The organism is Alienimonas sp. DA493 (genome assembly GCF_043951915.1).
Classification (GTDB): domain Bacteria; phylum Planctomycetota; class Planctomycetia; order Planctomycetales; family Planctomycetaceae; genus Alienimonas.
Genome location: NZ_JBINJD010000043.1, coordinates 25232 through 33095, shown reverse-complemented (window position 1 = coordinate 33095; position 7864 = coordinate 25232). Strand labels below are relative to the sequence as shown.

At 71.3% G+C, this 7864-nt stretch carries 7 protein-coding genes; 2 read left to right on the top strand and 5 right to left on the bottom strand.

Translation table 11 applies throughout. From position 1 onward, the window contains the following. The first annotated feature begins 30 nt into the window (after positions 1-30). Positions 31-174 (top strand): helix-turn-helix domain-containing protein, encoded by a 144-nt coding sequence (locus tag ACG2DA_RS08915; RefSeq protein ID WP_395255228.1) that lies wholly within the window; start codon positions 31-33, stop codon positions 172-174. A gap of 13 nt (positions 175-187) precedes the next feature. Here the strand turns inward: ACG2DA_RS08915 and ACG2DA_RS08910 are convergent, their stop codons facing one another. Both ACG2DA_RS08910 and ACG2DA_RS08905 read right to left on the bottom strand, forming a co-directional pair. Beyond that, positions 188-1147 (bottom strand): DMT family transporter, encoded by a 960-nt coding sequence (locus ACG2DA_RS08910; RefSeq protein ID WP_395255227.1) that lies wholly within the window; start codon positions 1145-1147, stop codon positions 188-190. Further along, positions 1144-1569 carry a DUF2237 family protein gene (locus ACG2DA_RS08905; protein ID WP_395255226.1) on the bottom strand — a complete coding sequence of 142 codons (426 nt, stop codon included), beginning with the start codon at positions 1567-1569 and terminating at the stop codon, positions 1144-1146. Before ACG2DA_RS08905 ends, ACG2DA_RS08910 begins: the two co-directional genes overlap by 4 nt. A 184-nt stretch (positions 1570-1753) precedes the next feature. On the opposite strand from ACG2DA_RS08905, the gene ACG2DA_RS08900 reads away from it, so the two are divergent. Further along, positions 1754-4282 (top strand): VIT domain-containing protein, encoded by a 2529-nt coding sequence (locus ACG2DA_RS08900; RefSeq protein WP_395255225.1) that lies wholly within the window; start codon positions 1754-1756, stop codon positions 4280-4282. A gap of 91 nt (positions 4283-4373) precedes the next feature. Here ACG2DA_RS08900 and ACG2DA_RS08895 read toward each other — a convergent pair whose 3' ends face one another. From ACG2DA_RS08895 to ACG2DA_RS08885, 3 genes are read right to left on the bottom strand one after another with little or no spacing between them, the layout of a single operon-like run. After that, complete coding sequence (locus ACG2DA_RS08895; RefSeq protein WP_395255224.1) at positions 4374-5120, bottom strand: CvpA family protein; 747 nt, start codon at positions 5118-5120, stop codon at positions 4374-4376. Continuing rightward, the gene (locus ACG2DA_RS08890) at positions 5113-5826 is read right to left on the bottom strand and encodes a hypothetical protein (protein ID WP_395255223.1); all 714 of its coding nucleotides are present in this window, start codon (positions 5824-5826) and stop codon (positions 5113-5115) included. Before ACG2DA_RS08890 ends, ACG2DA_RS08895 begins: the two co-directional genes overlap by 8 nt. Beyond that, positions 5823-7703, bottom strand: a complete 1881-nt coding sequence (locus tag ACG2DA_RS08885) for a GspE/PulE family protein (protein ID WP_395255222.1) — start codon at positions 7701-7703, stop codon at positions 5823-5825. The genes ACG2DA_RS08890 and ACG2DA_RS08885 overlap by 4 nt, the downstream gene beginning before the upstream one ends. Positions 7704-7864 lie beyond the last annotated feature (161 nt).

The following is a 7864-nucleotide window of genomic DNA, read 5'->3' as shown; positions in this document are numbered from 1 at the left end:
CCGACCGCGGCCCGGACGGCGCCGCCGGCGGTGAGTCGGGAGGAGGCGGAGAAGCGACGGCTGGTCTCCGTGCTGGAGGCCTGCGACGGCAACAAGTCGAAGGCCGCCCGCCGGCTGGGCCTGCCGCGGAGCACCTTCTACAGCCGGCTCCAGAAGCACGGCGTGGTGCCCTGAGGCCGGACGGCGCTCAGCCCGTCGGGAGCCGACGGCGGCGGCCGGCGAGCACGGTGATCGCCACCGCCGCCAAGATCAGCCCGCCGCCGAGGTAGGACCCCGGCGGCGGCCGCTCCCCGGCGCCGAGGTACGCCCATAGGGGGTTCAGCGCCGGTTCGATCAGCAGGATGAGCCCCGCCGCGACCGGTCCGGTCCGTCGCAGGCCGAGTTGGAACAACACGTAGGGCAGTGCCATCTGCACCACGCCCAAGGCGAGCAGCCCCGCAATCGTGGCCGGGGGCAACGACAGCTCCCCCCGCAGCGCCGCCCACGGCAGGAGCACGGCGGCGGCGACGGCGTTGTTCCAGAGCACGACCGCCGCCACGTTCGCCGGCCCGCCGGTGCGGCGGCGGGCGTCCAGGTCCACGGCGTCGAGTCCGACGATCACCCCGGCGTAACCCACGCCGGACAGCAGGCCGAGGGCTGGAGCCAGCAAGCCGTCGGGGCGGACTTCGTTCCACAGTCGGAACAGCAACACGCCCACGCCCGACGCCGCACAGGCCAGCGCGGCCAGTTGGATCCGCGTGACCCGTCGCCCGAACAGGCCCCAGGCCATCACGGCGGCCCACGCCGGAGCGGAGTATTGCAGAAGGATGGCTTCCGCCGCGGTGCCCACGGCGGAGGCGACGATGAACGCCCCCACCATCGCCGTGTAGCAGAAGGCCGTCGGCCACATCAGCCGCCCGGCCGGCCGGGCCGGGCCGGTCAGTTTCGCCCCGAACCCCAACAGCGGCAGCATGGCGAGGGCCGCCCCCACGCTGCGGACCGCGGTGAACGCCAGCGGCTCGACCCCCGCGACCTTCACGGCGACCCCGGCGAGGCTCCACAACGTCGCCGTCGCGAGCAGCAGCGCGACCCCGACCCAGCGTCCTTCGACGCGAACCCCCTCCGGCCGCCCGCCGGGCACGGCGTTTCCGTTGTCGGGACGCGTCACGCGGCCGCGTGCTCCTGAAGTTCCTCCAGCGAGGCGTACTCCAGCGCCGCCATGTGGGTCGCCTCCAGCACGACCTGCGGCGCCTGGCCGGCGTCGAACGCCTCTTTCCAGCGGGGGGCGCACAGGCACCAGCGATCGCCGGCCTTCAGCCCGGGGAACTGGTGCAGCGGCATCGGGGTGGAGAGGTCGTTGCCGCGGGCCTTGCTGAAGGCGAGGAACTCCTCCGTCATCACCGCGCAGACGACGTGCACGCCGGCGTCTCCGCGGCCGGTCGCGCAGCAGCCGTCGCGGTGCCAGCCGGTCAGCGGGTCGTGGGAGCAGTCCTGCAGCGGCCCGCCGAGCACGTTCTTCCCGCGGCGGCGGGCGGCGGCGGAGTCCTCGGGACGGTGGGCGTCGTCGGGGGTGTCTGCGGCGGCGGCCATCGGCTCGCGGGCGGTGCGGGTTAGGAAAGGGGCGCGGCCCACGGTGCCGATCCCCGGGCTCGGGGGAAAGCGAAATCGGCGTCCCGGTGCGGATCGGGCGGAACTTTCGTCGCCGGCGGAACGTCCGGGACGGGTACGGTGGCCGCCCGCCGCCGGTTCTCCCCGCACCCGCCCGGATCGACTCATGTTCCGCCCCCCGCCCCTCCCGTCGCGGTTTTCAGGAGCGCTGGCCGCGTTGTGCGCCGCGGCCTGCGTCGGCTGGCTGGCCCCGGCCGCGCCCGCCCAAACGCTGCTGGAACTGACCGACGCCCCCCGCCCCGGCTTCCCGGCCTCCTGGGACGTGACCGAACTGACGGCCCACGCGGACGTCACCGGCCAGAGCGCCTCCGTCCGGCTGTCGCAGACCTTCAAGAACACCGGCTCCCGGCCGTTGGAAGCCCGGCTGCTGTTCCCCGTCCCGCCGAACGCCGCCGTGCGGGAGCTCACCCTGCTGGTCGACGGCAAGGAACTGACCGGCACCCTCCAGAAGGCCGGGGAGGCCCGCGAAACCTACGAGGCGATCGTCCGCCGCAACCGCGACCCCGCCCTGCTGGAGTACGCCGGCTACGGCCTGTACCGCACCAGCGTGTTCCCGATCCCCGCGGGCGCCAGCCGCACGGTGCAGCTTCGCTACACCCAGCTGCTGGGCGTGCGGGACGGACTGATCGACCTGACGCTGCCGATCGGCTCCGCCGGCTCCAACGGCAAGGGGGCGAAGAAGGTGGAGGTCTCCGCGAACGTGACCACGGAGTCCCCGCTCAAAGTCGTCTACAGCCCGACGCACGCCGTCGAGGTGGACCGGCCGACGGACAAGACCGCGACGGCGAAGCTCTCGCTGGAGAACGTCAGCGGCCGGGAGGACGTGCGGTTGCTGTTCGGGACCGCCGAGGGCCTCGTCGGCCTGAACGTGCTGACCTTCCGCGATCCGGACGCCGCCGAGGGGGACGAAAAGAAGACCGACGACGACGGCTTCTTCCTGCTGCTCGCCGCCCCGAAGGTGCCGGAGCCGGACGCCGCCCCGCCGGATCGCACGATCGTGCTGGTGATCGACACCTCCGGCAGCATGGCCGGGGAGAAGATGGAGCAGGCCCGCAACGCGGCCTCCTTCATCGTCGGCCGGCTGCGGGAGGGGGACACGTTCAACGTGATCGCCTACAGCAGCACGGTGAACAGTTTTCGTCCCGAACTGGAGAAGGGCGACGCCGACGGCCGCAAGGCGGGGCAGGCCTTCGTCGCCAACCTCCGCAGCGGCGGCGGCACGGACATCAACGCCGCCCTCACCAAGGCGCTGGAGATGATCCCCAGGCCCTCCGAGGAGGGCGTCCTCGACCGCCCGACCTACCTGCTGTTTCTCACCGACGGCAAGCCGACCAGCGGCGTGACCGACGAACAGCAGATCGCCGAAAACGTCGCCGGCGCGAACAAAGTGACCGACGACGCGGTGAAGGCCCGGCTGTTCACTTTCGGCGTGGGCTACGACGTGAACGCCCGCCTGCTGGACCGCCTCTCCGGCGGCGGCCGCGGCGTCAGCGCCTACGTCGCCCCGGAGGAGGACGTCGAAGCCAGCGTCTCCGACCTGTACGCCAAAATCGCCGCCCCGGTGCTGACCGGCCTCACCCTCGACTTCGAGAAGAAGGGCGGCGGCGCCGACTCCCTGCTGAACCGCGTGCTGCCCGCCGACCTGCCGGACCTGTTCTCCGGTCAGCAGCTTTCGATCGTCGGCCGCTACGGGGCGAAGGCGAAAGACCTCGAAGGCACGTTCACCCTCACCGGGACCTCGACGGCCGGGGACGGGGAGCAACTGAGCTTTTCCCTGCCGGTCACGCTGCCGCAGGACACCGACGACTCCGCCGACTTCCTCCCCGCCCTGTGGGCGACCCGGCGGATTGGCGAACTGCTGAACCGGATCGACCTCGACGGCGAGAATCCCGAACTGGTGGAGGAACTGGTCACGCTGTCGCAGCGGTACGGCATCCTCACCCCCTACACGGCCTTCCTGGCCGAGGAGGACGTGGACCTCAACGCCGTCGCCGTGAACCGCGGTCTGGTCCGTGAGAATCTGGAAACCGGACTGGCTCGGACGGACGGCGCCTTCGGCGTCAATCAGCGGGCGACGAACCAGTCGCTGCGGCTGAGCGAGCAGGCCGCCTCGCCGACCGACGCGTCGTTGTACTCGGTCGGCGGACCCATTTCGGGGACCTTCCCCACGCGGCCGCAAAGCGGTCGCCGCTCCGGCGTCCGCGGCGGATCCCCCGTCGGCGGCGTCGGCGGCGGGTTCGGCGGGATGGGCGGCTTCGGCGGCGGAGCCCCTGCGGGGCCCGTGCAGAGCGCGCCGGCGGCGCCCCCGTCCAGCGGCGCCGACGCCGCGGTCGCCGCGGACGAGGAGTTGGCTGAGCCGAACGCGCGGATCGAGCCCGAACGACGCGTGCAGCGGGTCTCCGGGGAGACGCTCTACTTCAAACAGGGACGCTGGGAGCAGAGCGGCCTGACGGAAGAGCAGCGGAAGGACCCGGTCGAGGTGGAGCAGTTCACCGACGCCTGGTTCCAATTGGCCAAGGAGGTCGGCGAACGCTTCGCCCCGCTGCTGAGCCAAGCCGAACCGGCCCTGGTGCGGATCAACGGGACGACGTACCTCATCACGCCGCCCTCGTCGGAAGACGCCGCCGACGGCTGACCGGCCGCGGCCGACCAAGAGAATGTGAAGTGCCCCGCGTTCCGGGAGGGACGCGGGGCGTTCTCTTGCGCCGGAGCGGGGCCGCGGACGCTCAGAACGCCGGGCCGCGGGGCCGCTGCGGGGCGGCGGGGGCGGCAACCACGACCGGGGCGGCGCCGGCTCCGTTGGCCCGGCGGTCGGCGTAGCGGATCACGAAGGAGGGCATCGACTTCGTCGCCGCGTGGGAGCCGTCGCTGGTCACCGCGTCCCAGGCGTAGCCGGTGCGGTTGTCGAACCCGCTGAGCGTGTTCAGCAGCGTCCCGTTGCCGTCCACCAACTGGTTCCTCCCGCCCTTCTTGAGGGGGTTCAAGGAGACGTAGCGGGTGAACGCCAGCCAGCGGCGGTCCGGAGCGTCCACGTCGAACAGGTTCCCGCCCGGCGAGGTCGCGGCGAACCCCCGCTCCGGGGCGAAGCCGAGGAAAGTCCGCGGCAGCGGGGAGACGTGCAGGGCGACCAGGATGACCGCCATCGTGACGTACCCGGTCGCGGCCCCGAACACCCACCGCAGCGCGTGGTAGGCGGCGGCCGGCAGTTCGAGCATCCGCGGGGCGATCTGCTCGCAGGCCAGCCGCATCCCGGTGACGAACGCTGCGAACAGCCCCAGCAGGCAGATGACGTCCGCCCGCTCCCGCAGGAAGTCGCTGCCGCCGATCGCCTCGGCCAGCGGTTCGAAGAAGTTCATCGCCAGCAGGCCGGACAGCACCACGCAGAAGAACGTGGTCACCGCTCCGAGCGCGCCCTCGTTCGCCACGAAGTAGGTCACCCCGCCCCAAAGGGCGAGCAGGATCAGGTCAATCATCGGTCGTTTCCCACTCGGCCGGGCCGAGTCGTTCGCGTTTCGTTTTCACCGCCGCGGCCAGCCACGGCAGGTCGTCCACTCGCCCGTTCAACTCCGCGGGCACCCTCGGGTCGGTCTCCTCAGCGAGGGCGTCGAGGACCCAGTCCTTCAGTTCCGGCCGCACCTCCGCGCAGCGGGCCAATCCGCGGATTACCGTTTCGCGGACGACGTACTCGTCGCCGACGCGGCCTTCCGCGTGGCGCAGGAACGGGCGAAGAGCGTCGGCCCCGGCGGCGATCGCCGCCCGGCAGGCGGCGATCACGGTCCGTTCCTCCGCCATCTCCGCTTCGAGGGTGGTCCCGCGGTCGGCGGCGATCTTCTCGTAGGTCGGCCGCAAAGACGACAGCATGCGGGCGTGGACCAACAGATAACCGTTCCCGTCGGCGATCTCGCCGAGCAGCACGGCGATCTGCTCCGCCCACGGTCGGCCCTGTTCCAGCAGACGAAGAAGGAACGGGACCGCGTGCGGCGTCGCCGGGTAGACCGTCCCCTGATGCCAGACGTTGCCGAACAGATCGTGCATCGCCCGGTCGGCCGCCTCCTCGGGCCCGCGTTCCAGCGTGCGCAGCAACTCCGGCACGTCGGTCGCCGGACCGTAGGCGTGCGTGAGGTCCGCCCAAGGCATGTCGTTCAGGCCGGCGAGGGGATCGGCGGCGACGGAGGTCACTTCACGACCTTGAGGAGTTCCTCGATGCTGGTGACCCCCCGCACGACCAGCCGCAGGCCTTCCTCGCGCATGTTGAGCATCCCGTTTTTGCGGGCCTCGGCCCGGATCTGGCCGGCGGAGGCCTTTTCCCGGACGAGGTCGCGGATGCGGTCGTTGATCTCGAGCACCTCGTACACCCCGACCCGGCCCATGTACCCGAGGCCGCCGCACTTCGGGCAGGCGCCGCTCTCGGCCCGCGGGGGGCGGTAGAAGGCGTCGATCTTGTCCACCGGCAGGCCGGCCTTCTTCACCAGTTCCGGCTTGGGCTGGTAGGCCTGCTTGCACTCGGAGCAGAGGCGGCGAACCAGCCGCTGGCCGACGATCGCCGTCAGGCTGTTCGAGATCATGAACGGCTCCACGCCCAGTTCGATCAGACGAAACAGTGCCGTGATGCTGTCGTTGGCGTGCACCGTGCTGAACACCATGTGACCGGTGTTCGCCGCCTGGCAGGCGATTTCGGCGGTCTCCCTGTCCCGGATCTCGCCCAGCAGCACGACGTCCGGGTCCTGCCGGAGCACGCTGCGGAGGGTGCCGGCGAACGTCTGCCCCGACTTGGTGTTGATTTCGATCTGGTTTACCCCGTCCATCTGGTATTCGACGGGGTCCTCGATCGTGATCACGTTCCGCTGGATCTTGTCGATCGCGTTCAGCGAGGCGTACAGCGTGGTGCTCTTGCCGGCGCCGGTCGGGCCGCTGCACAGGACCATGCCGTGCGGCTCATTTATGAGTTCCTCCATCCGCTCCCGCAGGCCCTTCCGCATGCCGAGCTTCTGCAGGCTGGCGACGGCGTTGGCCTGGTCGAGGATCCGGAGGGACATCTTCTCGCCGTGCCGGGTGCCGGCGGTGGCGACGCGGAAGTCGATCATCCGACCGTCCAGATCGGCCCGGAAGCTGCCGTCCTGCGGGCGGCGCTTCTCAGTGATGTCCATGGCGCAAAGCACCTTGAAAATATTGACGATCCCCTCGCCGGTCGGCCGGTCGAACGGCTCGGCGGGGTACATCGCCCCGTCGACCCGCACGCGGACGCTCATCTCCTCCTCCTGCGGTTCGAGGTGCACGTCGGTGCTGCGGCGGAGGATCGCGTCGTAGATCAGCTCCTTGGCGGCGACGTAGCCCTTGCTGCTCTCCACCTTGCGGGCGCTGGCGGCGGAGTACTTGTTGCCGGTGGAGCTTTTGCCCAGGAACGTGATCGGCGGGCCGAAGGTCGGCTCGGCTTTGCCGCCGCCGGTCGGAATGCCGAGGCCGACCTTGCTGAGCCACTGGTTCGCCACCTTCGTGAGGTGCCGCTTCGTCATCACCTTCCCGCTGTCCGGCACGCGGGCGTTGCGCTCGACGATGTACGCCGTCAGCGGTCCCCCGGCGAACACGAGGTAGCCGACCAGGCCCATCAGCAGGTTCGGCAGGCAGATGAGCGCCCCCACTCCCAGGATGCCGCCGAGCACCAGCAGGGTGGACCAGAACTCCGGCCGCACCTTCAGCTGGGCGGCGTCGTGGTCCGCCCACGCGGTGGTGGCGACCCACAGGAAGAACGCCCCCAGCACCAGCGCGAGCAACGGCAGGGAGAAGTAGAAGCCGACCTGCTGCCCCGGGCCGTTCCCCCGCCAGAAGCCGCCCGGGTGCGGGGGGAGTTGGTTCGGATTGATCGTCCCGCCGGACACGGCGGCCGCGTCGGAGCCGGGGGCCGCGGGAGCGCCCGCGGCGGGAGGGGCGGCGGCCGGCGCGGCCTGACGGGCGTCCGCGGACGGGCCGGCCGCTAGGGCGGTCAGGAGGGCCGCCGCGCACAGCAGGGAGCGGCGGAGCCCCGACAACGGACGGCAATCGAACGCGGCGGCAGTCATGAAGGCAATTCCGGCAGTCCGGGCGCGCCGGGAACTCCGGCAGGTCGGATTCGTCAGTCTAAGGTTGAGCGGCCCCACAGGCGACCGCCGATCCGTCCGGATTCGTTGCCGGCCGCAGGCCTGAACGGTCCCTTTTCCACCCCGCGAGCGAGGGTTCGGGC

Bases quoted from the DNA above. Each gene is read 5' to 3' on its own strand.
- ACG2DA_RS08905 (WP_395255226.1), bottom strand. From the start codon at position 1,569: ATGGCCGCCGCCGCAGACACCCCCGACGACGCCCACCGTCCCGAGGAC.
- ACG2DA_RS08900 (WP_395255225.1), top strand. From the start codon at position 1,754: ATGTTCCGCCCCCCGCCCCTCCCGTCGCGGTTTTCAGGAGCGCTGGCC.
- ACG2DA_RS08895 (WP_395255224.1), bottom strand. From the start codon at position 5,120: ATGATTGACCTGATCCTGCTCGCCCTTTGGGGCGGGGTGACCTACTTC.
- ACG2DA_RS08885 (WP_395255222.1), bottom strand. From the start codon at position 7,703: ATGACTGCCGCCGCGTTCGATTGCCGTCCGTTGTCGGGGCTCCGCCGC.